The 25,028-nt window shown below is 49.3% G+C and carries 26 protein-coding genes, 1 tRNA gene and 1 other RNA gene; 5 read left to right on the top strand and 23 right to left on the bottom strand.

Annotated elements, in window-relative coordinates; genetic code table 11:
• Nucleotides 1–133: 133 nt before the first annotated feature.
• Both gltB and SPICO_RS02895 read left to right on the top strand, forming a co-directional pair.
• Nucleotides 134–4,720 carry a glutamate synthase large subunit gene (gene gltB, locus SPICO_RS02900; protein ID WP_013739197.1) on the top strand — a complete coding sequence of 1,529 codons (4,587 nt, stop codon included), beginning with the start codon at nucleotides 134–136 and terminating at the stop codon, nucleotides 4,718–4,720.
• 2 nt (nucleotides 4,721–4,722) lie between these two features.
• Nucleotides 4,723–6,186, top strand: coding sequence for a glutamate synthase subunit beta (locus SPICO_RS02895; protein ID WP_013739196.1), 1,464 nt, complete (start codon nucleotides 4,723–4,725; stop codon nucleotides 6,184–6,186).
• Between the two features lie 66 nt (nucleotides 6,187–6,252).
• On the opposite strand, the gene SPICO_RS02890 is transcribed toward SPICO_RS02895, so the two are convergent.
• Nucleotides 6,253–6,927 carry a nitroreductase family protein gene (locus SPICO_RS02890; protein WP_013739195.1) on the bottom strand — a complete coding sequence of 225 codons (675 nt, stop codon included), beginning with the start codon at nucleotides 6,925–6,927 and terminating at the stop codon, nucleotides 6,253–6,255.
• Between the two features lie 311 nt (nucleotides 6,928–7,238).
• On the opposite strand from SPICO_RS02890, the gene SPICO_RS02885 reads away from it, so the two are divergent.
• Nucleotides 7,239–8,237: a lipocalin-like domain-containing protein gene (locus SPICO_RS02885; RefSeq protein WP_013739194.1), complete on the top strand. Its 999-nt coding sequence runs from the start codon at nucleotides 7,239–7,241 to the stop codon at nucleotides 8,235–8,237.
• Between the two features lie 119 nt (nucleotides 8,238–8,356).
• Here the strand turns inward: SPICO_RS02885 and SPICO_RS02880 are convergent, their stop codons facing one another.
• From SPICO_RS02880 to SPICO_RS02820, 13 genes are all read right to left on the bottom strand, one after another.
• Nucleotides 8,357–8,683, bottom strand: coding sequence for a DUF2200 domain-containing protein (locus SPICO_RS02880; protein ID WP_245523224.1), 327 nt, complete (start codon nucleotides 8,681–8,683; stop codon nucleotides 8,357–8,359).
• A gap of 162 nt (nucleotides 8,684–8,845) precedes the next feature.
• Nucleotides 8,846–9,292, bottom strand: a complete 447-nt coding sequence (locus tag SPICO_RS02875) for a pyridoxamine 5'-phosphate oxidase family protein (RefSeq protein WP_013739192.1) — start codon at nucleotides 9,290–9,292, stop codon at nucleotides 8,846–8,848.
• A 3-nt stretch (nucleotides 9,293–9,295) separates the two neighbouring features.
• A complete protein-coding gene (locus SPICO_RS02870; protein ID WP_013739191.1) occupies nucleotides 9,296–9,937 on the bottom strand; it encodes a GyrI-like domain-containing protein in 642 nt (213 codons plus the stop codon).
• Between the two features lie 75 nt (nucleotides 9,938–10,012).
• Nucleotides 10,013–10,699 carry a hypothetical protein gene (locus tag SPICO_RS02865; RefSeq protein WP_013739190.1) on the bottom strand — a complete coding sequence of 229 codons (687 nt, stop codon included), beginning with the start codon at nucleotides 10,697–10,699 and terminating at the stop codon, nucleotides 10,013–10,015.
• The gene (locus SPICO_RS02860; RefSeq protein ID WP_013739189.1) at nucleotides 10,700–11,548 is read right to left on the bottom strand and encodes an ATP-binding cassette domain-containing protein; all 849 of its coding nucleotides are present in this window, start codon (nucleotides 11,546–11,548) and stop codon (nucleotides 10,700–10,702) included.
• Between the two features lie 141 nt (nucleotides 11,549–11,689).
• Nucleotides 11,690–12,532 (bottom strand): hypothetical protein, encoded by an 843-nt coding sequence (locus tag SPICO_RS02855; protein ID WP_013739188.1) that lies wholly within the window; start codon nucleotides 12,530–12,532, stop codon nucleotides 11,690–11,692.
• Nucleotides 12,529–13,071 carry a flavodoxin domain-containing protein gene (locus SPICO_RS02850; protein WP_013739187.1) on the bottom strand — a complete coding sequence of 181 codons (543 nt, stop codon included), beginning with the start codon at nucleotides 13,069–13,071 and terminating at the stop codon, nucleotides 12,529–12,531. Before SPICO_RS02850 ends, SPICO_RS02855 begins: the two co-directional genes overlap by 4 nt.
• On the bottom strand, nucleotides 13,071–13,469 hold the full coding sequence (locus tag SPICO_RS02845; RefSeq protein ID WP_013739186.1) for an FMN-binding protein: 399 nt from the start codon (nucleotides 13,467–13,469) through the stop codon (nucleotides 13,071–13,073). The genes SPICO_RS02850 and SPICO_RS02845 overlap by 1 nt, the downstream gene beginning before the upstream one ends.
• Before the next feature lie 2 nt (nucleotides 13,470–13,471).
• Nucleotides 13,472–14,101, bottom strand: coding sequence for a TetR/AcrR family transcriptional regulator (locus tag SPICO_RS02840; RefSeq protein ID WP_013739185.1), 630 nt, complete (start codon nucleotides 14,099–14,101; stop codon nucleotides 13,472–13,474).
• A gap of 200 nt (nucleotides 14,102–14,301) precedes the next feature.
• A complete protein-coding gene (locus SPICO_RS02835; protein WP_013739184.1) occupies nucleotides 14,302–14,607 on the bottom strand; it encodes a flavodoxin family protein in 306 nt (101 codons plus the stop codon).
• Between the two features lie 67 nt (nucleotides 14,608–14,674).
• Nucleotides 14,675–15,253: a sugar O-acetyltransferase gene (locus tag SPICO_RS02830; protein WP_041395008.1), complete on the bottom strand. Its 579-nt coding sequence runs from the start codon at nucleotides 15,251–15,253 to the stop codon at nucleotides 14,675–14,677.
• Nucleotides 15,254–15,266: 13 nt separating this feature from the next.
• Nucleotides 15,267–16,004, bottom strand: coding sequence for a cyclophilin-like fold protein (locus SPICO_RS10475; RefSeq protein WP_013739182.1), 738 nt, complete (start codon nucleotides 16,002–16,004; stop codon nucleotides 15,267–15,269).
• Between the two features lie 13 nt (nucleotides 16,005–16,017).
• Entirely contained in the window at nucleotides 16,018–17,511 is a 1,494-nt protein-coding gene (locus tag SPICO_RS02820; RefSeq protein WP_245523223.1) for a flavodoxin, read from the bottom strand.
• 161 nt (nucleotides 17,512–17,672) lie between these two features.
• On the opposite strand from SPICO_RS02820, the gene SPICO_RS02815 reads away from it, so the two are divergent.
• On the top strand, nucleotides 17,673–18,560 hold the full coding sequence (locus tag SPICO_RS02815; protein ID WP_013739180.1) for a LysR family transcriptional regulator: 888 nt from the start codon (nucleotides 17,673–17,675) through the stop codon (nucleotides 18,558–18,560).
• A gap of 334 nt (nucleotides 18,561–18,894) precedes the next feature.
• On the opposite strand, the gene ssrA is transcribed toward SPICO_RS02815, so the two are convergent.
• From ssrA to SPICO_RS02790, 5 genes are all read right to left on the bottom strand, one after another.
• Nucleotides 18,895–19,272: a transfer-messenger RNA gene (gene ssrA, locus SPICO_RS10065) on the bottom strand.
• A 79-nt stretch (nucleotides 19,273–19,351) separates the two neighbouring features.
• On the bottom strand, nucleotides 19,352–19,690 hold the full coding sequence (locus tag SPICO_RS02810) for a TfoX/Sxy family protein (RefSeq protein WP_013739179.1): 339 nt from the start codon (nucleotides 19,688–19,690) through the stop codon (nucleotides 19,352–19,354).
• Between the two features lie 328 nt (nucleotides 19,691–20,018).
• The gene (locus SPICO_RS02800; RefSeq protein ID WP_013739178.1) at nucleotides 20,019–20,756 is read right to left on the bottom strand and encodes a TRM11 family SAM-dependent methyltransferase; all 738 of its coding nucleotides are present in this window, start codon (nucleotides 20,754–20,756) and stop codon (nucleotides 20,019–20,021) included.
• Nucleotides 20,753–21,610: a type II restriction endonuclease gene (locus tag SPICO_RS02795; RefSeq protein WP_013739177.1), complete on the bottom strand. Its 858-nt coding sequence runs from the start codon at nucleotides 21,608–21,610 to the stop codon at nucleotides 20,753–20,755. Before SPICO_RS02795 ends, SPICO_RS02800 begins: the two co-directional genes overlap by 4 nt.
• Nucleotides 21,607–22,689: a Dam family site-specific DNA-(adenine-N6)-methyltransferase gene (locus SPICO_RS02790; RefSeq protein ID WP_013739176.1), complete on the bottom strand. Its 1,083-nt coding sequence runs from the start codon at nucleotides 22,687–22,689 to the stop codon at nucleotides 21,607–21,609. The genes SPICO_RS02795 and SPICO_RS02790 overlap by 4 nt, the downstream gene beginning before the upstream one ends.
• A 179-nt stretch (nucleotides 22,690–22,868) precedes the next feature.
• Between SPICO_RS02790 and SPICO_RS10355 the strand changes: the two genes are divergently transcribed.
• Entirely contained in the window at nucleotides 22,869–23,030 is a 162-nt protein-coding gene (locus SPICO_RS10355) for a hypothetical protein (protein WP_013739175.1), read from the top strand.
• Nucleotides 23,031–23,364: 334 nt separating this feature from the next.
• On the opposite strand, the gene SPICO_RS02785 is transcribed toward SPICO_RS10355, so the two are convergent.
• The 4 genes from SPICO_RS02785 to SPICO_RS02770 form a co-directional block, all read right to left on the bottom strand.
• Nucleotides 23,365–23,438, bottom strand: a tRNA-Thr gene (locus tag SPICO_RS02785).
• A gap of 52 nt (nucleotides 23,439–23,490) precedes the next feature.
• A complete protein-coding gene (locus tag SPICO_RS02780; protein ID WP_013739174.1) occupies nucleotides 23,491–23,865 on the bottom strand; it encodes a chorismate mutase in 375 nt (124 codons plus the stop codon).
• Between the two features lie 14 nt (nucleotides 23,866–23,879).
• Nucleotides 23,880–24,221, bottom strand: coding sequence for a hypothetical protein (locus SPICO_RS02775; RefSeq protein ID WP_013739173.1), 342 nt, complete (start codon nucleotides 24,219–24,221; stop codon nucleotides 23,880–23,882).
• Between the two features lie 80 nt (nucleotides 24,222–24,301).
• Nucleotides 24,302–24,991 carry a thiamine diphosphokinase gene (locus tag SPICO_RS02770; protein WP_013739172.1) on the bottom strand — a complete coding sequence of 230 codons (690 nt, stop codon included), beginning with the start codon at nucleotides 24,989–24,991 and terminating at the stop codon, nucleotides 24,302–24,304.
• Between the last annotated feature and the right edge of the window lie 37 nt (nucleotides 24,992–25,028).

The following is a 25,028-nucleotide window of genomic DNA, read 5'->3' as shown; positions in this document are numbered from 1 at the left end:
AATTTACTATTAAGAGGCAATGAAAAAATTAGTTTTTTTGTGCATAATTATTGAATAATCATTCTTAAAACGTATAAATTTCTCCCTAAGCATCATGGAGCTTGGCCTGCATGGGCAAACAGGAGACGTAAGCATGGGGAAAACTGCGAGTGAAGATGGCCAGCGACGGGGACTTTATGACAGGAATTTCGAGCATGATGCCTGTGGTGTCGGCGTAGTTGCGAACATTGACGGCAAGGCGTCACATGAAATTGTATCACTTGCGTTGACGACATTGGAAAAGCAGGAGCATCGCGGGGCGGAAAGCTGGGACGGACTCACCGGTGATGGCGCGGGAATCATGATTCAGATTCCTCATGCGTATTTTTCCGATATCATCGCGAATCTTCCAGAACCAGGAAAATATGCGACCGGACTTGTATTCATGTCCCAGGACAATGAACAATCACAGACTGCGTTGGACATCATTCACCATCAGGCACAACAGTGTGGGCTTTCAGTTTTCTCGTGGAGGACTGTTCCGACATCGCCCCATATACTCGGACCTATCTCTCGAAACTGCATGCCTGCAATCCACCAGATGTTCGTCAGGAACAACGACCCAGCGGAGGATGACTCCCTGACCGTCTCCCGTCTGTATGTCTATCGTAAATCCGTGGAGAATGCCGCCAGGGAGGCCGGTGTCGGTTCACCTTTCCACATCCCTTCTCTCTCGACAAGTACCATCGTTTACAAAGGGATGATGATGAGTCGCCATCTGCGGCTTTTCTACCCTGAGTTGGAAGACCCTCGCCTTGCCTCAGCGGCTGCTCTGGTGCATTCACGTTTCAGCACCAATACCTTTCCTTCATGGGAACTTGCCCAGCCGTTCCGTTATCTGGCGCATAACGGGGAAATCAATACCATCCAGGGTAACCGCCAATGGATGCGCGCCCAGCAGTCAACGCTTTCCACGAACGCTATTCCTGCCTTGGAGAAAGTCTTCCCAATCATAGAACCGGGCAAGAGTGATTCCGCAAGCCTGGACAATGCCACTGAATTGCTGTATACCGCCGGAAGATCCCTGCCTCATGCCCTCATGATGCTTGTGCCGGAATCCTTCAATGAAAGGAATCCCATTCCTGATGAGTTGAGGGCATTCTATACCTATAGCGCATGTTTGATGGAGCCTTGGGATGGTCCGGCTTCCCTTCTGTTTTTCGACGGACGTTTCATTGGAGGTACTCTGGACAGGAACGGCCTGCGTCCTTCGCGTTTCACCATCACACAGGACGGAATGCTCATCATGGCCTCGGAAGCAGGCGTCCTTGATTTCCCAGCCTCACAAATCCTACAGAAAGGTCGTCTTTCGCCGGGCAAGTTTCTTCTGCTGGATCTCAAGGAGCATCGCATCATTCCTGATGCCCAGGTCAAGCATGACATCTATGTCCGCAACCCTTACCCAACATGGATTCAAGACAATCTCATCAATCTGGCTGATCTGCCTCATCTCCCTGTAAAGGATGATGATATCTTTGAAAACCAGCAGCAGTCGGACAGAGTGCAGAAACTGTTTAATTTTAGTCTGGAAGACAGGGAATCCCTTTTCCCCATCATGGCGCTCTCAGGTCAGGAGCCGACCAGCTCCATGGGAACAGACACCCCTATCGCTCCACTCTCCCAAAAACCTCAACTGCTGTTTTCATATTTCAAGCAGCTTTTTGCCCAAGTAACGAATCCTCCGATTGATTCAATTCGTGAGGAATTGGTCATGACATTGACTAGCTTCACTGGGCGCAGAGGGAATCTGCTTCAGGATAGTGAAACGCATGCCAAGCGACTGATGGTCAAGAATCCGTTGCTCAGTACGGCGGATTTGAGGAGCATCCAAGCCATGCAGGACAAGGACTTCTCCTCTATCGTCCTTGATGATTTTTTCCCTGTACCGGAAAATCCAGGGAAGGACGATAGCACGTCTCTGGAGGAAAATCTTAAACGTCTGCGCCTGCAAGCATGCGCCGCTGTTGAAAATGGCTACACTTTCATCATCCTGAGCGACCGCAAGCTCCTTTCAGACACATCGCTCTGCCCTATTCCCTCCCTCCTTGCGGCCGGAGCGGTGCATCAAGGACTACTGGAAGCCGGGAAAAGACTTCAGGCAACCATCATCGTCGATTCTGGAGAACCGCGGGAGGTCATGCACCATGCCCTCCTTTTCGGTTTCGGCGCCGACCTCATCGTCCCGTGGGGTGCTTACGCAATGCTCCATGACACCATAGCCCGACAGAGTGAATTGAAGAACAGGACATATCAGACGGTGGTGGAAAACTATCAGAAGGGAATTGCCAAGGCACTCCTGAAAATCATGGCAAAAATGGGCATTGCGACACTCCGTTCATACAGAGGAGCCCAGATATTCGAGGCATTAGGGTTAGGCAAGGATGTCATGGACATGTGCTTTACCGGATGCCAGTCCCGCATAGGCGGAATATCTTTCACCCACATTCAAGAAGATGCGCTTGAGCTATACCGGCAATCACGTAATCTTGATATCTCGCTGCCTAATTCCGGTCAATACAGATGGCTTAAAGGCGGCGAGATTCATGCGTGGAACCCCGATACAATCCGTCTGCTCCAACAGGCAGTCCGTGAAGGTCGCTATGAGATATTCAGAGAGTTCACCGCAAGTTCGGATAAACTCAACGCAACTCCTCATGTACTCCGCGGAATGCTGGAGTTCTCCGCTGAAGCCCTCTCCCATCCCATTGCCATATCCGATGTTGAAAGTGTCGAAAGCATCATAAGAAGGTTCACCAGCGGAGCGATGTCCTTCGGTTCCATTTCCAGGGAGGCGCATGAGACAATCGCGGCGGCGATGAACTCTCTCCATGCACGTTCCAACTCCGGTGAAGGCGGTGAAGATTCGGAACGCTTTGCAAAGCGTGGTTCACTCCCGTGGACACGGGGAGCAATCAAACAAGTGGCTTCCGCCCGTTTTGGCGTGACAAGCAACTATCTTGCCAATGCCGATGAATTGCAAATCAAGATTGCCCAAGGTGCAAAGCCGGGAGAAGGTGGTCAGCTTCCCGGACATAAGACTGATGCCTCGATTGCGCGTATCCGTCATGCCACGCCCGGAGTGACGCTCATCAGTCCGCCGCCCCATCATGATATTTATTCAATAGAAGATCTTGCGGAACTGATATACGACTTGAAGGCGGCTAATCCTCATGCCAGGATTGGCGTCAAACTGGTCAGTGAGGCAGGAGTCGGCACTGTCGCCGCCGGTGTTGCGAAAGCGCATGCCAACAGCATACTGATAAGCGGCTATGACGGTGGAACCGGAGCCAGTCCTCTCAGCTCCATCCGCTACGCCGGTCTTCCGTGGGAACTGGGGCTTGCCGAGACGCATCAGACGCTTGTGGCAAACAAGTTGAGAGAGCGTGTACGTCTGATGACTGACGGCCAGTTGAAAAGCGGGAAGGATGTCGTCATTGCCGCAATGCTCGGTGCTGAAGAATTTGGCTTCGGAACTTCCGTACTTGTCACGCTTGGTTGTGTCATGATGCGGAAATGTCATGTGAATACGTGTCCTATGGGTGTAGCAACCCAAGACCCTGCCCTGAGAAAGCTCTTTACCGGCAAAGTCGAGCATATCGTGAATTTTTTCACATTCCTAGCTCAAGAAGTCCGCGAAATCATGGCATCGCTTGGCATAGCGAAGTTTGAGGACATGGTGGGGAGAAGCGACCTGCTTGTGCAGAAGAAGAATCCGACAGGAAAAGCCGCGACACTCGACCTCTCCCGCGTCCTCTATCCTGCCCACCTTTCCATGGATGAACACGATGTTGTGCTTCATTCTCTCGATGCACCCGTCACTGCCCCGTTTCCTACCATGGAGCAGAAGGTTATATCACGAAGCATCCAAGCCATTGAGGAAAAAATCCCGGTATCTTTTGCGTTCGCCATCAGGAATACTGATCGTGCCATCGGTGCCGGACTGTCCTATGAAATTTCCCGCAGGTATGGGGACGATGGTTTGCCAGACAATTTCGTTACTGTTGATTTCATGGGATCGGCAGGCCAGAGTTTCGGGGCTTTCCTGGCTCGTGGCGTGACTTTTCGTCTCCATGGAGAGGCAAATGATTATTTAGGCAAGGGGTTGTCAGGAGGGCGAATCATCGTGAATCCCCCGACAGGAGCTTCCTATCCCAGTTACAACAACATAATCATCGGTAATACGGTCCTCTATGGCGCGACAGATGGTGAGGTATTTGTCTCCGGTCTGTGCGGAGAACGTTTTTGCGTCCGTAACAGCGGCGCGACCGCAGTCATTGAAGGCACCGGCGATCACTGCGCCGAATACATGACGGGTGGTACGTTGGTAGTCCTCGGCGCGGTCGGTCGGAATTTTGCCGCCGGCATGTCAGGCGGTATAGCTTATGTCCTGGATGAACACGGTCAATTGGAAGGTAAAGTCAACAAAGGCATGGTGGAACTGCTTGCCCTTGATACTGCTGAAGATGAGAAGATTGTCAAGGATTTGATTCGCAGGCATGTCTATTGGACAGGCTCTACGTATGCCCAAAGTATCTTGGACAACTGGGATGTAAAAAAGAAACTGTTTATCAAGGTCCTTCCTGTGGAGTACAAACGGGCACTCCAGCAGATGCAGATAGCAGAGATGGACAGAAAACTGAATGAAATTCGTGAAAACGAAGACATAGCGGCGAGGGCTTAAGAATGGGCAACCCAACTGGATTCATGAAGATTCCCCGGAAGACGTCAGGATATCGTCCTGTGGAAGAACGCGTCAACGATTACAGCGAAGTGGAGATGCGCCTTGAGGATGATGAGCGACGGCTTCAGGCATCACGATGCATGGACTGTGGCATTCCTTTTTGTCACTGGGCTTGTCCTGTCGAGAACATCATGCCCCAGTGGCAGGATTTCCTGTACAAGGGTGACTACAGGGCGGCATGGGAACGTCTCACGTTGACCAATCCTTTCCCTGAATTCACCGGACGTGTCTGCCCTGCCCTTTGCGAGGCATCGTGTGTCCTGGGAATCCATGATGAGCCTGTGACAATCCGGCAGAATGAGTTGGCAGTCATTGAGAAAGCCTTTGACGAGGGTTTCGTAACCCCATGTCCGCCAAAGTCTCGTAATGGCAGGAAAGTAGCCATTGTCGGCGGTGGTCCGGCAGGACTTTCCGCGGCTGTTTATCTGAACCGTGCTGGTTTCACCGTGACAGTCTATGAAGCGGATGATAAGCCAGGCGGCTACCTTCGCTATGGCATTCCCGACTTCAAGCTAGATAAGCGTTTCATAGACAGACGGCTGGAATTGATGAGTGCGGAAGGCATCATTTTCAAGACTAATACAGTCATCGGCGACCATGCCGCCTTGTTTGGAAAAAAAACGGTAGCATCCGTCGTTAGCGCCGAGACGCTTGAAAAAGAGTTCGACACCATCGTGCTTGCCATTGGAGCGCGTTCAGCGCGCGACCTGATCATTCCGGGACGAGAAGCCAATGGCATCCATCAGGCCCTGGATTTTCTGTCCTTGCAGAACAGAGCGTATGAAGGGAAACTCCACGGTACGGATTCCAAAGATTCCTTGCAGGCTTACGGCAAGAAGATTGTGGTCATTGGTGGCGGTGATACCGGCGCAGACTGCGTAGGGACGGCAAATCGACAAGGAGCGCGTTCCATTGTCCAGATTGAAGTGATGCCACAACCGCCTTCACACCGACCCGTGAATCAACCGTGGCCTCTCTGGCCGACTGTGCTTAAGACTAGCAGCTCCCACATGGAAGGTTGCGAGAGGATGTGGAGCGTCAACACCAAGAGCTTCAACCTGACTGACGGAAAGGTATCCTCACTGAACTGTACGCAGGTTGAATGGGTGACATCTCCCCAAGGTGGGCGTCCGACGCTTCGGGACATTCCCGGTTCTGAGTTCACGGTGGAAGCAGACATAGTGCTTCTCGCCATGGGTTTTACTCATGTCGTCCAGGAGGGCATTGTCAAGAATTTCAACCTTGCGTTGGATGACAGGGGGAACATCAGGACATCGGGAACCTTCCAATCCTCCAATCCAAAGGTGTGGGCTACAGGAGATGCCCGCCGAGGAGCAAGCCTGGTCGTCCATGCCATAGCGGACGGGAAAGCTGCTGCGAAAGCAATCATTGCTAAAGTGGGATAAGCATTTCACTTAGGAAGAATATATGAACATTCTCCACAAGTTCTTTCTTATCAAGAAAACATTGTTTCATGCCCGAACCCACTCAAAACTACCCGCCCCAGCACCAATCTCGAAGTGGTACTTCACGATTCCGAGATCGACATCAGAGAACGCTCCGCCGAGCGACTCAGCCTTGACGCGTCCGTCAGGCTCCAGTATGAAGCGGAACTTCTGCTGGTTGCGGGCAGTCGGCGCGAGCGCCGCGGCTTTGACTCCATTCAGGAACCATTTTTTGGGAGTACTCCCCGATTCAATGGTATAGAATTTCTCAAGAGGTTTCGCCAAGTGAGGCTTCCCTTCGGACGCTCCGATGCCGAGTGCGACCACGATAAGCATTTTTTCACCAATGCCAATCTTGATGGCGTCCTTCTTTACGCCCATCGCGAACCAGCACGAGGAGATACCAAGCTGCATAGCCTTAAGCACGACCTTCTCCCCATAGTATCCGCCGGTCTCAGCAAGTCGGTCGTCGTCCTTTCCAACGATGGCAAGGTAGTTCGTCGCATTCTTGAGTATGGCACCCCGAAAAATCCCCGCAAATCCCTTGGGTTCGTTAATAAGAAGCTGCATCGAAAGACCGCTCTCTCGGTTACACTCATCGACATATTTGTGTAAGTCTTGTGTTGCGCTTTCAGGAATCAAATCCTCCACGTATTTGCGGACTGAGTGTCGCTTCTCTATCGCTTCATGTAAATCCATCATTTTGCCAACTCCTTTACACCTTATACAACATCCGACCCAGCGCTTTTCCGAAGATGACCATTGTCTCATCAGCAATGTTTTTTGCAAAGCTGATAAATCTCCTTGCGGTTTGGGTAACTCTAGATTATATAATCTACTATATAGTCCGTATATGGTTGGGGTCAAGGATGTCATCCTCTCGTCATCATACATGAGCAAGCGTCCTAAACGGACGAGGGAATTGTTAGTTTTTGTACACAGGTACGTACCGACGAGAACTGTGGGTTCTCTTGAATCCACAATCGATCCAACTATTTTAGGAGTATGAGCAAATGGGTAAAATCGTTTATACTACAGGAACAGGAATACCCCCGCGTTCCTTTGACGAAGAATTCATGACTCACAAGAAAAACTCGGAGTGGTGGTATTGTACCGGATACCTTGAAGACGGGAAAAGCTCCTTTTTCAGTTATCAGTTTACTTTGGCGCAGGTGAATCTATTCGGAGTGACAATAAGGCTGTTGATTTGCTCTGTCACAGATTTCAAAACAAAAAAGCACTACAACATTCAAGTACCTCTGCTGTTTGGCAAAGGCGTAACTACTAACGATACCCTTCTCTCGGTCGATAGACGTGCTAGCGTCTCCTTTGCCTCGAACACACATTCAAGCAAGGGAAAGATGCACCTGAAGATGTATTCAGATGAGTTCAACCTTGAAGTTGATATGGAAGCTGTCAAACCACCGACCTGGCATTGCGACAACGGAATCCTTCAGATGGGGATACCTGGTGAAAAGGAACGCACTTATTACTATTCATTCACGAACCTTAAAACAAGCGGAAGCCTCACACTTGGCGGAAGAACTTACGCTAACATGTGCGGTAAGACTTGGTTTGACCGACAAGGTGGTACATATTCGATTCGTGACAGCAGGACATGCTGGGAGTGGTTTTCACTACGTTTCTTCGATAATACAGAAGTTATGCTGTTTGCGTTCCCGCAAGACAATTACTACGACGGCACATACATCACCGAAAGCGGCGACTACCACCGCTTAAACGACTATCACCTTGAATCGAGCGGCGTCATCACTTACGAAGGCAAACAGTTCTCGAATGGCTGGACGGTGACGATAAACGACAAGAAGTATACGATAACGCCCAAGGCGGATGGTATGTTCAACGTGTTTTTCTTCGAATTACTTGCGGACATCAAAGACGAAAATGGAGAGCTTCTCGGCTACTGTTTCGTGGAATTGCTACCTGGCGTCAGGGGTGTTTCCGAAGGTGGCAGGAAGACTTTAGGGCTTGATGTCTTTAGGAAAAAATAGGAATCAATGGTTTTTCCAAATCATGTGGGAGCAACTGAAAGACTTCCCTTTTTCGTCCCTTTTCCATTACGCTGGCGCAAGCTCTCACAACATTGATTCATCATCCAAGGGACTCCCTCTCAACTCCTCAATATCTTCTCCATGGCTTTGCCCTTTGCCAACTCGTCCACCAGCTTGTCAAGCCAACGCACTTTTTGCATCAGAGGATCCGTGATGTCTTCGACACGAATACCGCAGACAACTCCTGTGATTTTGTTTGCATTGGAGTTTATCTGCGGAGCCTCAGCGAAAAACTGTTCATAACTGGCTTCCTTTTCAAGCTGGGATTTCAGCCCCTGGATGTCGTACCCGGTCAGCCAGCACGTAATCACATCGACTTCAGTTTTTTCACGTCCTTTGCGCTCCACCTTTTGGATGAGCATGGGATACACATCTGACACTTTCATTTTGAAAACACGCTCATTATTCACAGCTTAACCTTCCTTTTTCCTTGGAGTTTCTTCAACCGCCACATTCCAGTCAATTTCGCAACATCCAATCATGGGATGTCCAATTCCTGCCATAGTGTCAACCCTCCGTTGCCTTATTAAACATGACGTGCTTCTCTTTCATTGAGATTTTGCCGACTTTGTATCCCATACGCCAAAATCCTCGCTCTTGAAGTTGCTGCAATACCGTCCGCTTTGCGCCGTAAATTTCAACACACAGTAATCCGGGTCGGTCACGCCACCTTTGTAATACATCGTATCGCCATCTCGCCAGATTGCCCCTTTCGATTCAGCATCTTCCATAACCTCCATCGTCCCAATGAGCATCACCCCGCGAAAGAATCGCTTGTCGTAAAAATAGATGCAGGCACTTGAATTTTTGTGATACTGCGCCACGCGCATAGACGATGTGTTGGTGGTGAACCAGAATTCGTGGATTCCCTCCCGCTTGCGTGGCGGCAGCATGGCTTTCATATTGGGAAAGCCATCAGTGGAGATGGAGCCGATGAAGGCCACGCCTTGCTTGTCTATGAGATCGCCTATTGTCTTTTTCGGGTCACGCATCATGGTTCAGTCCTCCTTGCGACGTATCGGATACCGAATCACCGTCTTTAATTTTTCCGGCGCAGTCTTTCGCGGGTCGTTCAAATAGACTTCGTGATGTCTGCGTTTCTTCGTAAAATCAGGCTGCATCCCTATCTGTGCGATAAACCTTTCCAACATGGCCATGGTCGCAGGTTCATCGTCATAAGAGCCAATATGTAAAATCTGGGCGCAAAGTCCCTCTGTGAACTTTTCGAGACGCGCAAGCGACAAGTCGAGTTCTGGTTTCTTCTTTGCAAGTACACCCTTCAAGGAATCAAACACCTCTGAGGTGACAAATTCCGGCTGCCGAATCATTGAAGTCCAAGCAAATTGAGCTTTATCGAAAATATCCGAAATTACGCTGCCGTCCCTATGCCACCACAACCCCTCAAGCGGTGGTACGACATAATCGAAATACCCCTCCGGCCGGTCGCCGTTCTTCTTGCTCATCTTGATAGAATAGGATAGCCCATATAGGATTTCCACGGCAGATTGATATTCCGCGCTCGTGTTCGGATCGCCATACCCGTCCACCATGATGAAAACCATCTCCGGCACGTCGATGATGGATGGAGAGAGTTTGGGCTGATACAGGTCTTTCTGTGTTTTCTTGTAATCAATCGTCATGTGCTTTTCTCCCTTTTTTTGATTTCATCACGTACCATGCCATGACCGTCTCCTTTTTAATCTATCTATCCTCGTTCATATCTGTTTCTCTCTGATCGGGACAAGCCCGGTCGCATAAACTGCGACGCTCAATACGACGCAGGACAGGATTTGCACGATTGCCAGATTGTTAAAAATAATCAGGTCGAAAAACCAACTCAGGGTGGCGCGAAGCGGTGCTATCGGCGTGAACACGGCAATCACGGCGACTATGAGTACATCCGCAAGCCAGCCATACCAGTGCCCTTGCACCAAGGTCAGCGTGTGTGCCGCACAGGAAGTCAGCAACAACAATGTGAACATTTGTATGAACGCTACCATCTCACCGTTTTTTGCGAAACCGAAAACATCGAACAGGTTGTAAAGCGACGGGTCACTCGAAAACGGCAGCATGAAGGGATCATGAAAAAGCCACAAAACGAGGCAGACAAGCGTCGTGCAAAACGAGGCAAGCGCGTAAGTAGGCAGGCAGCCCTTAAAGAAATCCAGGCGTTTGCACCCTAGATTCAGCAGTTTGGAAAAGTTTATCGCTGGGATGAATATGCCCATGAGCAGAGGCAAAATGAGCAGATAATTGCCGAGCGCCATTCCGCTGCCGATGCGAAGTATCACGCGGGTAATGATGTCTGACACGGCGGTCGCAAAAAACACTATTCCGGCGATCAAATACGCCAGTTTGGACTGTTTCAGATTGATTTTCACGATGCCTTGAATCGTTTTCATTTACATGCCCTCCATTTCATTGCCCACAAGCCCGACAAAGAAATCCTGTAAGCTCAGTGCGGATACGGTGTATTTGTCGCTGTCGGGGATTCTTCGGTCATAGACGCTCCGGGACAGGAATCCTCCCGCCGTTGTTTCTCCGATTACCCTAAGCCCTTCGGTCGCCGCCGTAACAAGCTCCGCAGGCCCGACCACCAAGTAAGCTCTCTCGCCGATCTCGGACATACCGCAAAACAGCACGAGCCGCCCTTCGTCAATGATGATCAGCCGCTCTGCGATCTTTGCAATCTCATCGATGATGTGAGTGGAGACGATGACAACTCTCGGTTTTTCGGCGCAGCTCTCCTGCAACAAATCGTAAAACGTTCTGCGCATGATGGGGTCAAAACCCAAGACAGGCTCGTCCAGCAGGAGGATGTCCTTGCCGGAGGACACGGAAATCAAGGTGTTTGCCATCGTTTTCATGCCGAACGAAAGCTGCTTGTAGCGCTTGCGCAAATCCAGTTTGAACCGCTTTGCCATTCTCAGCGCGAAGGGCGCGTCAAAGCCGGGATTGACCGACCGAGCGTATTTAAACAGCGTTTCCAGCCTCACGTTGAATTGAGCTGCACCGCTTTCCATGTAATGGACGCTATCAGGCGAGTGTAGCAGGCTTACTTCCCTGCCAAATACGCAAACACTGCCGGAAGTCGCCTCAATATGCCCTGCCAACAGCTTCATCAGCGTGGTCTTCCCCGCCCCGTTGCGCCCAAGCAGACAGTAAACGCCAGGTTCCGAAACCGACAGGGAAAAATCGTCCAGCCCGACGGTTTCCCCATATAACTTGGTAACGTTTTGAAACTCAATCATGCACATTCTCCTTTATGATTTGAATAAGTTCGTCGCCGAGAGCATGAACGCGTTGTTGTCGGTATCTTTTTACACATGACAGCATTTTCCCTCTATTCTCATTTCAACGAAGATAACGGCGTAAGTTTCTCGTTTTTTTGGTTAATCGTATCGCCGCTTTGTAGACTCAACTTCGCTTTGCGTCACTTTTGGTATAGCACAGAAGCATCCAATTGTCACTGCAAGTGTGTCCACCCCTGTTCTCACGATCAGATCCCCAATGTCCACTGCAAGCACCAGCGGCATGAGGAAGTTGAAAAGCAACAAGTTCACGCCAAACATCAAGCACCCCAACACAAGCGTGCTCTGTATTCTGCCCATCTTTCGGATGCGCCCACTCCACCAAAGCATCACAACGGCGGCGACCAAACCCGTCGCCACGTCCCACATAATCGTCTCCAATGGCCTCGTGTCGAAAGATGAGTATATGTGGCAGGCAACATACTGAAGCAGTCTGCCGCAGACAAAGACGGCGGCTACCGCAACAACAGATGGCACGACTTTTGTCAAGGGTAGTTTTCTCTTTTCTTCAGCTATGGCTTCGTCTTTGCCTTGCCCCAACAGCAACCCGGAAAGCGCTCCCATTACGAGCAGAGCCACACCATCAGCCAGAACATAGGCCACGCTGTCGAGCAAAATAGACTTGGCGTGGGGGAGCGGCTCGAACAGGTAGATTGACCATATGGCGCAGAGCGAAAGGGCAAATTTCAGTCCCTTTACCACCCCTGTTCCCATGATTCGCGGGGATACGAGCAGAAACAGCGCCGTCAACATGCTGTACAGAATCAACCCATATACGCTGAACGCTACGGGCAATGTGCCGTTTGTTGCGAATATGCTTGGAGCAAGCACCGTCTGTCCGGTGTCTTGCATAGGCAATTGGAACAGTACGCGGAAAATAATCGTTATCGCGCCCACGCCCAAGATTTTGAGAAACGTTCTCATCTTGTCGCCCCGTTTATAATCCCGTTAACATATGAAACAAGCGGAGCAATGCTGTCTCTGTCCATAAAGTCGATGGCCTTGCCGTATGTCTCCAGGAATAATCTGTCCTCGCTTGTGCGCTCCGCTTCGGGCTTCTTTTCCGCGGCTTTCTTGACCATGCCCATCATGCCCTTGTGGATGAACGACAGTTCCTTGTAGTCGATACCGCCGCGCAGGTGGAACACGCACAGCGGTTTGTTGCTGCCCTCCGGGAAACTCTTGTCGATAATGGCCGTGTAGTCTGTAGTCTTGGGGTCGGCAAGCCCGACCGTGAACACGACGAGGTTCTCAACCGGGTTCTTCGCCACGAGCGAAACGCCGAGGATACCGCCCGCGTACAGCCCGCCGCCGTAGATGACACAATCGTATCCGGCAAGCATGGCGGCACTCGCCTTCTTGCGCTCAATAATGTCCGCGCCGAGCTCTGCCGCTATCCGCTCCGCATACCTTCTTGTGGCGCCGTAGTGTGATTGGTAAATGACCGCTATTTTCTCATTCATTAGTCTTTTTCTCCTGATTGAAGGGCGTTTTCAATGGCCTTCAAAATCGTATTACTGCTGACCGTCGCGCCACTGATTGCATCGACTTCCAGACTTTGGTTTCGGATAACATCGTCTGCAATCGCCTCAGCTTTCCCGCCAAGACCGGTCTGGTGCTCCCGTATGTCGATACTCGTAATCTTCTCATCCTCGACCGTCACCCGGACAGATGCTTTGACCGGGGCAATCTCATATAATCCGTCGTAGATGTCGTCAGCAACACCAACCGCATCCACTGTTTGGAACATAATGTCCTTGGTTGCCGACTTCGCGTATATCCCTGCCAATAACCACACGCCAACAATCAGGACGGCCAACGCTCCAGCAACAACCGCAACAGTCTTTGTTTTTTGTCTCATGCTTACTTCTTTCCTCTCGTTTCCATATACAGCGTGTCCATGAAGTACTCAATGTGCTTCTCCACCATTTGGACGGCATCAGCCTTGTTCTCCGTCCCATCGTACCGGTTCATCATCAGGTAGATGGGAGCGAAATACTCCACGGCCAGAACCTTTACATCCTTGTCCCTGTAGGCCGTGGACGCTATCGCTTCGCGCATCAAGTCCTCCGTGTAGTCGATGACGCCACCTGTCAGGTATCGGTTGAGCAACGCCGCCGCCTCTGGGTTGCGGTATTGTTCCAGTGTCAGCATTTTGCGAAAGTTCGAGGCAAACCGATCTTCGGTCCAATACCTGAACATTGCCAAACTGAATGACTTTATCTTTTCAAGCACCGCTTCGCGGGAAACCCCCGGTGTTTGGACAAACGCCCCTACAGGAACATCGAACGCCGCCGCCTTTTGCATATCTATCTCTACCATCCGCTCGACGATATGGTCGAAGATGTCGCGCTTGCTTTTGTAGTGCTTGTACAGTGCGGGCTTGGTCACGCCAAGCTTTGCGGCGATGGCGCTGACGGACACGGCCTCATAGCCGTCCTGCGAAAAAAGCCTTAGAGCGGCTTGCAGTATGTTCTCTTTAGTATCAACCATTGAAGCAACCTTCCTGAATCAGCTACCAATCGTTCACTTATAGTGTAAGTTACCGACCGTTCACTTGTCAAGAATGTTTAACCTTAGATGCACACTCCTCGCCAACGGTTAAACGATTATCACTACTGTTCAACGATTTGCCTTTTGCTGTGTGCATTTTTGCCGTGGGCGGTATAAAACGGAGGGAACAACCTGAACGACTACTCGTGGACGCGCCTACCCGTCAGCCCGGATATGATTTCCACAATCTCGTTCGGCGAACCAAAAATAACGCCATCTGCCTGCACCATCTTTGCAAACACTTCGGCAAACATATCTTTTTGATAGACGCAGTTACCTTTGCCGCCACAGGCGAAACAGGCTTTACATGGCTCGATAATCTGCCCCGAAAACTGGATAAGTTCTGTTTCAATCTCCGCTTCATTTAATCTTTCAAATACTTTTCGGATAATGATAGCGGTGTTGCCGTCTTTTCTTGCGCTGCCGTTGATTCCTAAAACTTTCATTTTCGCGGGTTTACTATTGCCCTGAATCCCAACGCGGACAGTTTTAGATTTTGAAAATCGCGATAGATCATAGTCTTTCCCCCTGTATATTCTTTATCATCTTTGCCGGAACGCCGCCGACAATCGTATTTGCAGGTACGTCCTTTGTGACGGTCGCCCCCGCCGCGACTACGGCGTTATCGCCGATTGTCACCCCCGCCAATACCACCACTCCCGCACCAATCCAGACATTGTCTCCGATTGTAATTTTGCCGGGATAGAGCGATGCGCGGTCGCTCGGCTCTATGCCGTGGTTCAGCGTGACAAGCACCACCTGATGCCCGATGAGCGCATTGTCGCCGATTTCTATCCCGCCTTGGTCTTGGAAACAACAACAGGAGTTGATAAAGACATTTTTGCCTACTGTGATATTCCTGCCGAAGTCAGCGTAAAAGGGTGGAAACAGGCAGAAAGATTCGTCTACCTCTTTGCCGATAAGCCTTGAGAAGATTTCTCTCAGTTTCTTTGACTCATGATAGCCGCCGTTTAACTCCGCCGTGATTTGCTGTGCTTCGCGGGCGTATTGCCGCATTAGCCCTGTCAGTTCGAGCTCACCTTGAAGTGGCTTACCTGCACTCATATGGTCAATCAATACGTGTAATTCCAAATTTGATTCCCCCTTAGTTTATAGAAAGCGTGACGGAAGCGCCGCTCCCGAAGGCGTCTTTGATTTCTTTTGCACCCGCACTCTCAATCTTGCCGAGGCGCGTGTAGCTCCACGAGTTACTGCCATAAAAAATGACGATGTTATTGCTTGAATAAAGGACAATATCCCCCGCCGATGCAGTGGTTTGCAGGTCGTTTGAGGGCAATCGTTGACCGAGCGAGCCGACCTGTTCAAAACCGCCGTATTCACTCATTTGGATTGTCAACGGTTCTTTGACGAGTAACTCCATTAGCGCCTTGACGGATGCGTTATTCTCCATAGTTGCTGTAAAAGTAGTGCTTCCTACTGTGATCATCATTTTGCTCATATCTATTTCCTCAGTTTTAGTTGGTTCTATTGGTTCGGGTTCGGGCGTACTGCTCGGTGTGGGGCTTGGCGTATCCGGCGGTTTCGCCGGAGCAGAACTCGACGTAACATCCGGCTTCACCGTAGAACTTGTCGCTTCCGGCGGTTTTGTGTCAAAAAGTGGTGGTGCAGCAGCAGGCGAACCGGTATCCGTGTCCGCAGGTTCCTCACTTATAACGTCAGCATTGCTCGACGGCTCCGGGGTTTGTGCCCCGGTTGCTCCTGTTTTATCGGTCGCCGTTACAGTAGAGCTTGTATCATCGCTGATTAAACTGCTGTTTGTGCTGTTACAAGCGGTTAAAGCAAGCAACATAAACAGCATAATTGTCGGCATAATCCGTTTCATTGGCATTCTCCTATCAATACCAATCGTGTTTTTCACCCCGGTCAAGTGCGTTAATCCGATTCATTTCCTCATCTGTCAGTTCAAAATCAAAGACGGAGATATTCTCCTTGATGTGGTCGGGATTGCTTGATCCCGGTATGACGACCACCCCTTTTTGCAAATCCCACCTCAAAATCACCTGTGCGGGCGATTTCCCGTGCGCCGCCGCTATCGCCGCGATGGTTTCGTTCTCAAAAAGCTCTTTTGTATGCCCCCTGCCACCAAGCGGATACCACGCTTCCATTACGATGCCTTTGCCTTGCATATACGAAATCACTTCATTCTCCTGATAATAGGGGTGAATTTCATTCTGTATGAGCGCAGGCATGATCGCGATCTGCGAGATAAAGCCGTCAATCTCCTCGATGTACCAATTAGACAGCCCAATAGAGCGAATTTTGCCCTCAGCCACTGCCTTCTCCATAGCCTTATACGCCTCCACATCACCCTTTCCGGGGTGGTGAAGCAACATCAAATCAATATACCCTAAATCCAATTTTTCAAGAGCTTCACCAATAGCAGTTCCTGCGTTTGCGTATTGATTCGGATACAGCTTTGTCGTGACAAATACTTCCTCTCGCGGAACGCCGGATTTCCTTACGCCTTCTCCGACTTCCTTTTCGTTGTGATACATATAGGCGGTATCAATCTTTCGGAAACCACTTTGGAGCGCGGAAGCAACCGAGTTTACGCACACATCGTCAAGCAGGCTGTAAGTTCCAAGTCCCACTATCGGCATCTCGTATCCACTGTTCAGCGTCACGGTCGGGGCTTTGCCGTTTTCCCCTGCCGAGAGGTTGAAGGATGACACAGCACCGCCCGTTTTCAAACCGAGGCTGTCTATCCATTCCGATATTTTTGACTTGCTCGCACCAGCGGCAAACCGCTTGCCTTCTATCCAATTTGCAGTAGGCGCAAGGCTGTGCAAATTTGTATTGCTTGTGCCTATTCCACTTGAATGAGAGGTGCAGAATGGTACAATCGTTTTGCCCGAAAAATCATACTTTTCAAGAAATGTGTAAATGATTTTCGGTGCCTGCCCCCACCAGATGGGATAGCCCAAGAATATAACATCATATTTTTCAATGCCCTCCGCACCGCCTTTGATGGCGGGACGGGCGGCAGCGCTGTCTTGTTCCTTGTTGGCGCGTGAACTACCGTCATTATAGTCAAGGTCGGCAGCCGTGTACGGCACTTCAGGCAGGATTTGATAAAGCGTTCCGCCCGTTGCGTCCGTTATGCCCTTTGCGATGGCTTCCGTTGTTCCCGTGCATGAAAAATACGCAACCAGCACCTTCGTATCCTCCTCATTTGCCGACGTATCGGATACAGAGTTCTCAGATTCTGTTTGTGTCTCCGGGCTGACGCCTGTCCCAGCATACGGTTCATTGGTGCCGCAAGCCGACAAAGACATTGTTATCAAGGTTAAAGCGATGATTACCGCTAATGCTCGTCTGATGTTTCGCAAGGCTGTATCCTTTATCCTCCGCATAACTCATTCTGCTCCAATCATCTCTTGCATGTATTATACAGAGAAATACACGAATATCAAATACATATATAATATGCCTTATCATACTTAAAAAGTATGTGAAGGTGTGATACCATCAGACAACCAGGAGGTGCAGTATGGATATACGTGTTTTGCAATATTTTCTTGCAGTCGCACGTGAGCAGAGTATCAGTGGCGCTGCCGAACAACTGAACATGACACAACCACCGCTGTCCCGTGCCCTGAAAGACATGGAAGATGAACTCGGCAAAACATTGTTCATCAGAGGCAACAGAAGAATCACGCTAACCGATGAAGGGCTGATACTCAGGAAGCGGGCAGAAGAAATCGTTGACCTGATGGAAAAAGCGAAAGCGGAGGTTATGGCTTCCAATGAGGAAATCGGTGGCGACGTTTATTTCGGCGGCGGTGAATCGGAGGGCATGCGTTTTCTGGTTGGAATCATGAAACAGTTTCAACGGGACTGCCCAAAAATTCGCTATCACATTTTCAGCGGAAACTCCTATGACGTGACGGAACGATTGGATAAAGGACTGATTGATTTTGGCGTGTTGTTTGAACCTGTGACCCTCAGCAAGTATGACAACCTGCGTTTGCCCGAAGCGGACATCTGGGGTGTTCTGATGCGCAAAGATGCGCCGTTGGCCGATTTGGACGTCATACGGCCGGAAAACCTAAGAGGGATTCCCCTTGTTTGTTCCAAACAAATGCTGGATGAGAACGGGTTGTCGGGATGGCTTGGACATGGATGCGAAAAATTGAATGTAGTTGCCACGTACAATCTGATCAACACCCCGAAACTGATGGTTGAGGAAGGTATCGGCAGTGCAATCTGCTTCGACCGCCTTGTTGGCGTCCCGCACGACGGCGACTTGTGTTTCCGCCCTCTGGAACCCCGGCTGGAGGCAGGCATGTCGTTGGTCTGGAAAAAATACCAAGTGTTCTCCAAGGCATCGAAAATGTTCTTAAACAGAGTGCGGGCTGCTCTGTCTGTGGCTGATTGATACGATAAAACAAGTGTCGCAATGTCACTTTGGCAAAACTTACGTCTGGTATGGTGTAGCCGTCGCTACAAGTAGAATCTGCACACGACTTTTTAAGATAGCCTTATGAGATTTGCACCCTCCCCCGCTTGCTGTGTGGTGCATTTTCGCGACGGTCATTCGGCAACGTCGCGAGAAAAAGCAAAACCATCGCTTCTGCGAGACGTCCGAATCGCTACGCCGGCAGACTCAAGATTCGCAAAACCACTGATTACAAGCCATTTCCCGCCCCAAGAGACACCAAAGCCCCCGGAAATCCGAGGGCGGAGATTGTATCAATCTCGGTGTCTTTAGGTGATGGAGGTGGAGGGATTCGAACCCTCGTCCCGACGGGCCACCCAGCAGCATCTACAAGCTTAGCCGATGCTCTGTGGTTCCGGCGTACCGTGGTTTATCGGCAAACGTGGATACGCCGTATCCAGCTTTGGTGTCCCTGCACGCCACTGGCATTCGTGCTGGTAAGCCCCTGTTGTTACAGGTATCCGCAGGTTATGGGCTGCACCTGGCGAACCTGTATACTTACACTACCTTAGGCAGCGAAAGCATATTCTGCGTCATAAGAGACGTTTTCGTCTTCTTTTTTGGCAGGTAAAGCGTGTGCTAGTTTTAGGAGTTGGCGCTCCGCTTGCAACTACTGACCTGACATACCGCCGGTCGAAACCGAAACACCCCCGCATACAAATGCAAGGCATAATTAATATACTACGTTGGAGCAATGGAATCAAGCGTCATCATTGGAAGGAACAAGACAGCTACTTTACCCTTCCCGATCTCCTGGAAGGTTTCTCCGAAGATGCTTTCTTCAGCTCGGCAAGGACGGCTTGAAAGAGAGGCAGAAGCGCATCATCAGATTCCGGGTCATCGAAAACAATCCATCCCTTTGCTCCATGATAAGGAGGAGCAAGTGTCCTCTGATATTGTTCAAGAATCTTTTCCAGAGGTTTGAGGTAGAGGATGTCATCACAACAGAGGGCACAGAAAATACCGTCAACATAGATGCCGTAATCACCGAACATCTTTCTTGCAGACACATTCCCCAAAGGGGAAAGCAAGTCACAGAGATATGCCACAAATTCAGAACTGGATGCCATGGTAAGCCACCTATTAGCGTAAAATATTTTTTATATCATATAGCATATTGTATATAGTCTTGGTTTGTATTTTTAATGACGGCTTCGTCCTTATTCACCAGACAGTGAATTTTCTTGAGATATTCCAGCAGGGCGTTTTGCCCACGGCAGATATACTGTCGCATCCTAGACAAGTCAGGAACTAAATGCGGGATAGGTTTTGCGCATACAAGATTTAGCCCCCTATCTTTCCCTTGAGGATGCCATTGGTGCCGGTATCGTCCGTTCCTTTGTAGGTGGGCAATTGGAAGCGGGCTGTCGTCCGTTGAGTCGGTCATCGACCATGAGCTTATTTCCGGAACACAAATAAATACTCATGCGCCAACAACAGGAAGTTATGCTTTATGCTATTGGTTTTCCAATAACCCGTCGCCTTGCAGTTGTGCTGTTCCTTGATGATTATCTCTTTCGTTACGAATCCAGCCGCTTCAAATATCTTCATAACATCAAAGCTCATCGGAATAACACAACCTTTTTTACGAGTATCACCCATCAGTACGGCGCAAAACTTCCCCTTCTTCAATACACGGTAGCATTCTTCTGCAACAGGCTTCATTGCACCCAGAAAATCACGAACACTCATTAGAGAAAGATCGCCTTCGATATCTTCGCTGTAATGGATAATATCAGCGTATGGTGGGTGCGTGCAAATCAGATCTATGCTGTTAGCCTCAATGAAGCTCAGATTACCCGCTGAGTTTTGATATAGCTTTACTGTTCCTGCATTTGGACACTCAAAATCAATCTTCGCCTTACACCGATTCAGTGCATCCGGATTGACATCGATGCCAATGATATTGCGGTTCAACAGTTTCGCTTCAACCAATGTCGTACCACCGCCGACAAATTGGTCAAGCACCCAATCGCCCTCTCCGGAGTAGCGAAGCAATATGTTCCTTGGTATATACGGCGACCAGTTTCCGCGCCACTTGGCATCATGCGTCGCCCAGTTCCCGCGATCAGGAAAACTCCATACCGTATTAGTCTCTAACTCAAAATTATCCGGCTCCCATTTTCTTATTGTCATCGAAATATCCTGCCCATTACTCCGTTCTCTAAGTCTGAAATACTATATATGTGCTCCATCACATCGAAGGTTTCTTCAAGATTGTGTCTTGCGGAAATCCACCCCTTACCGTCAGTGAACCAGACGAAAGCAAACCCATCAATACTCTGTGCCTCTTGTGCAATGTTTTTGTAGCTCCGCGCCGTCTCATTCAGCTTCGAGCCGCTACTCGCATAGAAGTTCGTTTCAATGGCAAAGACTGTTTGCTCCGTCTTGACAACGAAATCAAACCGTTTGACCGTCTTACCATCATTACTCAGTGCCGACAGATTAAGACCCCATTTGCTCTCAATATCAGCAAGCTTCATTTCTTTGAAGTAGTTGACATCGCGCTTAAAGCCAGCCTTGCGAAGATAGTTCTCAACAAGATTCTCCATCAAGTGACCGCCTCGGTTCTTGCGCCCATTACTATCAAGCCCGGTTTCCACACCTGTCGCGTAGTCCACAAGGCTATGGACAATGTGTTGCTCCATTAGATCAAAGAGTCCTGTTTTTCGCATAAATACCCTGTACTGCGCAGCGGTCTGGTTGGGTTTGGGGAACTCATATGTAAACTCACCATCCTCGTCAATAGCGTAAATTTCGCTCGCCCTGACCGCAAGCAAGAGGGGTACGCATTTCAGCGTGTCCGGGTATTTCGTGACTAGAGCATCAAACTCTGCCTCGATGTTTTGCGAGCCAATCAGTGAGTTCAGGATATTCAGTTCAACCTTGATTGTATCAACATTCTTGTGAACCTTGGCAAAGTCAATGTAATAGGCATAATCGCTGATGCTCTCTCGGAAACGAGAAAGCCATTCGGCAAAGTCTCTCATACTCTTATCGCCTCACAATTAGAAATCAACAACTCACTTACCCGTCCGCGTTTATCACCAACGGAATTGATGGTGCGACTTGCAGAAATTCTGGCAATAGAAAGTGAGTTGTAAAGTTCATCAAAAAAGTTATCACCCTCATTGGTATTCTTCGGATCAGAATTGCTTGCGACGACATACGCGCCCTTTCGGCTCAATTCCTTAATGAACCGGGCAAGTTCTTCCTGCTTATCATCATCAAACCCATCTTGGGCATATGATGTGAAGCTCGCTGTATCGGAAAGCGGTCGATAAGGAGGATCAAAATAAGCAAAAGTCCTCTTGTCTATGAAGCTCCACGATTCTTTGTAGTCGCCGCAGACAATTTCGACATTCTGTAAACGTTCGGACACCGCTGCCAGATTGTTTTCATCACAAATAGTCGGGTTCTTGTAGCTCCCCATCGGAACATTGAACCCGCCCTTGCTATTGACGCGGTACAACCCGTTGAAGCAAGTCCGATTCAGGTAAATGAATAAGGCTGCGACTTCTACGCTCGTATCGGATTCTGCTTTCAGATGATTGAAGCGTTCACGCTTTTCATAATAGTATTCTTTACGGTCATCATCCGAAGCTGGAATATACTCTTGCTCCATAGTTCTGAGAGCATCAACGAGTTCGCCAACGTCGTCTCGAATGTGTGTATACGTTGCGATTAACTCGCGGTTAATGTCACTTATATATATTTCGTCAAGCTGATACTTGCTAAGAATATCAAACAACACTGCACCGCCACCGACAAATGGTTCGGCGTATTTCGTGATTGTCGCTCCTAATCCAGATGGATATAAGCGTCGTATCTCATCTAATATCTGAGCTTTGCCTCCTGCCCATTTCACAAATGGTTTAACAGGCAGGCATTCAAGCGGTTGGAAGCGCAAGCTCCTGGCATCATCAGGCTTTGTCGCCGTGTTTGGAATCAGCCACATCTTCCCCATCATTTCGGCACCATCAATCCTGTTTTCTGAACACAGAAGTGCCACTCGCCTTTGCGAGATTCCCCAAAGCGCAGATGCTTCTTTTGCAGTCATAAAATCCATACATGGCCCTCCTGTCAATCTTGTATTATTATATTCGCGATCTGGAACTTTGCCAATGGAAACCATTCGTTTATCATCGAGCAAAGTCCTTGCACAATTTTTGCACAATTTTTTCATTTCCGGATGGTACCGCGTATTGTATAACCAAGAATAATCATAAAAATATTGGGAGGATAGGAATGAGAAAAATCTTTTTAATCATCGGGACAATCATCGGCATATATTTCTTTTTTTCGGGGCTACTAAATCCGGGTTCATATGATGGTGGTATCTATATTGTCGGCGGCGTTCTGATTATTGTCGTAGCGATCGGCCTCTACCCTCCCTCTCGAAAGCTCTGAGGACATGGATGAAACGCTTGGCGAAATCAACAAAAAGCTGGATGTCATTCTACCTAAAGAGAAAAAAGAAGAAGAAGAAAGACTTGGGCAGTAGGGCTATATGAGCATAGAAGGACGAGAAAGATTTGATCGTTAACCTCTTTCGTCCTATCCTCTAATATCGCCCGCACCGGTTGCAATTGCTCCAATATTCTCTCTGGCGTCCTATGGTCATACTCTGGGCGCAATGCTGTGTGTGTCGGTAAAGGGGGAAAAGGTACAGAAATGGGTACGAAAAGAGCATAAAAAAAGAGGCAACTCATTACAATTAAATGAATTACCTCTCAAAATCAAAAGCCACCTGTCAGATTCGAACTGACGACCCCGAGATTACAAGTCACGTGCTCTGGCCAGCTGAGCTAAGGTGGCAAAAGGTACGATGCGTACTATACGGGGGATGGACGTAATGTGTCAACATCCCTCAGCGAGCAAATTCCGGTCGTAAGACACGCGCACCATCCATGTACACATTTTCTCCATGACGACCAAGAGGATACGTGGTGACTATAAGGATGCGTATTACTTTTTCCAACATTCCGTCAATTTCAGCTTCCTGCATACAGAACAAGGCAGTCGTGGAAACCTTCGGAAAAAACTTACGCAGTGAAGCCGCAGGATTGCGGGAATGAAGATCAGATGTCATCGTGAAGAAAATCATACCAATGTCAGTCTCGTCTATTGCATTGACCAGCAAAAGCTCACTGAACAGACGCTTTACTGCGTTGTCAACATCTTCAGGCACATCATGCTCAACCTGGATTGCTCCGCGCAAGGCTGTATATGTCGGACTTTGCATACCCTCATCCTCCCTCATACAATGATGACACCGCCCTGGACGATAGAATTGATGAGACCCGACAAAAATGACACAGCGAAGAAAATGACCGTCTTGATGATTGCAGGAACAAGCAGATGAGCGATATTCACCTCATCACGCGCATAGGCCAAGATTGAACCACATATGATGAATATGCCGAACAGGATTCCTGTCCATCCAAGAATAGCGTTATAGGTACGAAAAGCCTGGATAATCTGTAGTTCCGCATCCCATGAAGGGAGGATGAAACGCATACAGAATACCGTCACGTCAGCAATGAGAAGATATGTATGCAGTTGGCTACTGATTGCCAGTATACGCCGTAGTTTCAGCATGGCACCATGGTAGCATCAAACCGTCAGGGCGACAATGCCTATACACCAAATAGGTATATGGTGCATGCTTATGCACCAATTCAGTGTATATCCCGTGCCTGGTTCCTGATATCAGTGATATCCGTAATAACAAAGACAGGATCCCCTGTGACTGAAACATGAAAGACGGTGCCATGTGAGATGTTCGACAGACTTATGTTGCCTGCATTCACAGGATAATCCTGCACATCCCATGCTAAACCACGTGTTGTCACGTGAGAACGGGCATCCCCCCATGCAGGAATGAGGGAAACCCTGGCTCCGGGGGATGATACGTCAATGGCAGCCTCGGATGTCACCAGTACGAGTTTTTCATGTGCAGTATGCCACGACACGGGAGGCCCGTATGTCCTGAACAAGGTAAAGATATCCGCCAGATGATCAAGTCTCCCACCTCCTCCACCGACAAGATGCCAGACGTCAGCCCGCCATTCATGGGTGATGACCTTCAATGCAAGTGCCGTATCACTATCATCCTTGGCTACAGGAAACCGACGCACATCCACACTGGACGGGATATCCCTGTCAGTCACGGAATCCATATCCCCTACCAGCAGATTGACCGGAATGCCTAACCTAAGAGCAGTATCCCATCCACTGTCAGCCGCAACGACCCGCATACCGACCAAATCCTCGGATTTCCACGGAAGAAAGGAAGGAGCTTCCCCTCCGGCAATCAGAATAGCTGCCATTTCATCCTTCATCCCTTGCGCATCCCTTGTATCGTCCATCCCTTTTTCCTACAATCCCTGTATCACTGCCCCATTT

Source organism: Parasphaerochaeta coccoides DSM 17374 (genome assembly GCF_000208385.1).
Taxonomy (GTDB): Bacteria; Spirochaetota; Spirochaetia; order Sphaerochaetales; family Sphaerochaetaceae; genus Parasphaerochaeta; species Parasphaerochaeta coccoides.
Note: the sequence above shows the minus strand (reverse complement) of the source record. Positions and strands in the feature narration are given on the sequence as shown.

Bases quoted from the DNA above. Each gene is read 5' to 3' on its own strand.
- gltB (WP_013739197.1), top strand. From the start codon at position 134: ATGGGGAAAACTGCGAGTGAAGATGGCCAGCGACGGGGACTTTATGAC.
- SPICO_RS02895 (WP_013739196.1), top strand. From the start codon at position 4,723: ATGGGCAACCCAACTGGATTCATGAAGATTCCCCGGAAGACGTCAGGA.
- SPICO_RS02890 (WP_013739195.1), bottom strand. From the start codon at position 6,927: ATGATGGATTTACATGAAGCGATAGAGAAGCGACACTCAGTCCGCAAA.
- SPICO_RS02885 (WP_013739194.1), top strand. From the start codon at position 7,239: ATGGGTAAAATCGTTTATACTACAGGAACAGGAATACCCCCGCGTTCC.
- SPICO_RS02880 (WP_245523224.1), bottom strand. From the start codon at position 8,683: ATGAAAGTGTCAGATGTGTATCCCATGCTCATCCAAAAGGTGGAGCGC.
- SPICO_RS02875 (WP_013739192.1), bottom strand. From the start codon at position 9,292: ATGATGCGTGACCCGAAAAAGACAATAGGCGATCTCATAGACAAGCAA.
- SPICO_RS02870 (WP_013739191.1), bottom strand. From the start codon at position 9,937: ATGACGATTGATTACAAGAAAACACAGAAAGACCTGTATCAGCCCAAA.
- SPICO_RS02865 (WP_013739190.1), bottom strand. From the start codon at position 10,699: ATGAAAACGATTCAAGGCATCGTGAAAATCAATCTGAAACAGTCCAAA.
- SPICO_RS02860 (WP_013739189.1), bottom strand. From the start codon at position 11,548: ATGATTGAGTTTCAAAACGTTACCAAGTTATATGGGGAAACCGTCGGG.
- SPICO_RS02855 (WP_013739188.1), bottom strand. From the start codon at position 12,532: ATGAGAACGTTTCTCAAAATCTTGGGCGTGGGCGCGATAACGATTATT.
- SPICO_RS02850 (WP_013739187.1), bottom strand. From the start codon at position 13,071: ATGAATGAGAAAATAGCGGTCATTTACCAATCACACTACGGCGCCACA.
- SPICO_RS02845 (WP_013739186.1), bottom strand. From the start codon at position 13,469: ATGAGACAAAAAACAAAGACTGTTGCGGTTGTTGCTGGAGCGTTGGCC.
- SPICO_RS02840 (WP_013739185.1), bottom strand. From the start codon at position 14,101: ATGGTTGATACTAAAGAGAACATACTGCAAGCCGCTCTAAGGCTTTTT.
- SPICO_RS02835 (WP_013739184.1), bottom strand. From the start codon at position 14,607: ATGAAAGTTTTAGGAATCAACGGCAGCGCAAGAAAAGACGGCAACACC.
- SPICO_RS10475 (WP_013739182.1), bottom strand. From the start codon at position 16,004: ATGAAACGGATTATGCCGACAATTATGCTGTTTATGTTGCTTGCTTTA.
- SPICO_RS02815 (WP_013739180.1), top strand. From the start codon at position 17,673: ATGGATATACGTGTTTTGCAATATTTTCTTGCAGTCGCACGTGAGCAG.
- SPICO_RS02810 (WP_013739179.1), bottom strand. From the start codon at position 19,690: ATGGCATCCAGTTCTGAATTTGTGGCATATCTCTGTGACTTGCTTTCC.
- SPICO_RS02800 (WP_013739178.1), bottom strand. From the start codon at position 20,756: ATGACAATAAGAAAATGGGAGCCGGATAATTTTGAGTTAGAGACTAAT.
- SPICO_RS02795 (WP_013739177.1), bottom strand. From the start codon at position 21,610: ATGAGAGACTTTGCCGAATGGCTTTCTCGTTTCCGAGAGAGCATCAGC.
- SPICO_RS02790 (WP_013739176.1), bottom strand. From the start codon at position 22,689: ATGGATTTTATGACTGCAAAAGAAGCATCTGCGCTTTGGGGAATCTCG.
- SPICO_RS10355 (WP_013739175.1), top strand. From the start codon at position 22,869: ATGAGAAAAATCTTTTTAATCATCGGGACAATCATCGGCATATATTTC.
- SPICO_RS02780 (WP_013739174.1), bottom strand. From the start codon at position 23,865: ATGCAAAGTCCGACATATACAGCCTTGCGCGGAGCAATCCAGGTTGAG.
- SPICO_RS02775 (WP_013739173.1), bottom strand. From the start codon at position 24,221: ATGCTGAAACTACGGCGTATACTGGCAATCAGTAGCCAACTGCATACA.
- SPICO_RS02770 (WP_013739172.1), bottom strand. From the start codon at position 24,991: ATGGACGATACAAGGGATGCGCAAGGGATGAAGGATGAAATGGCAGCT.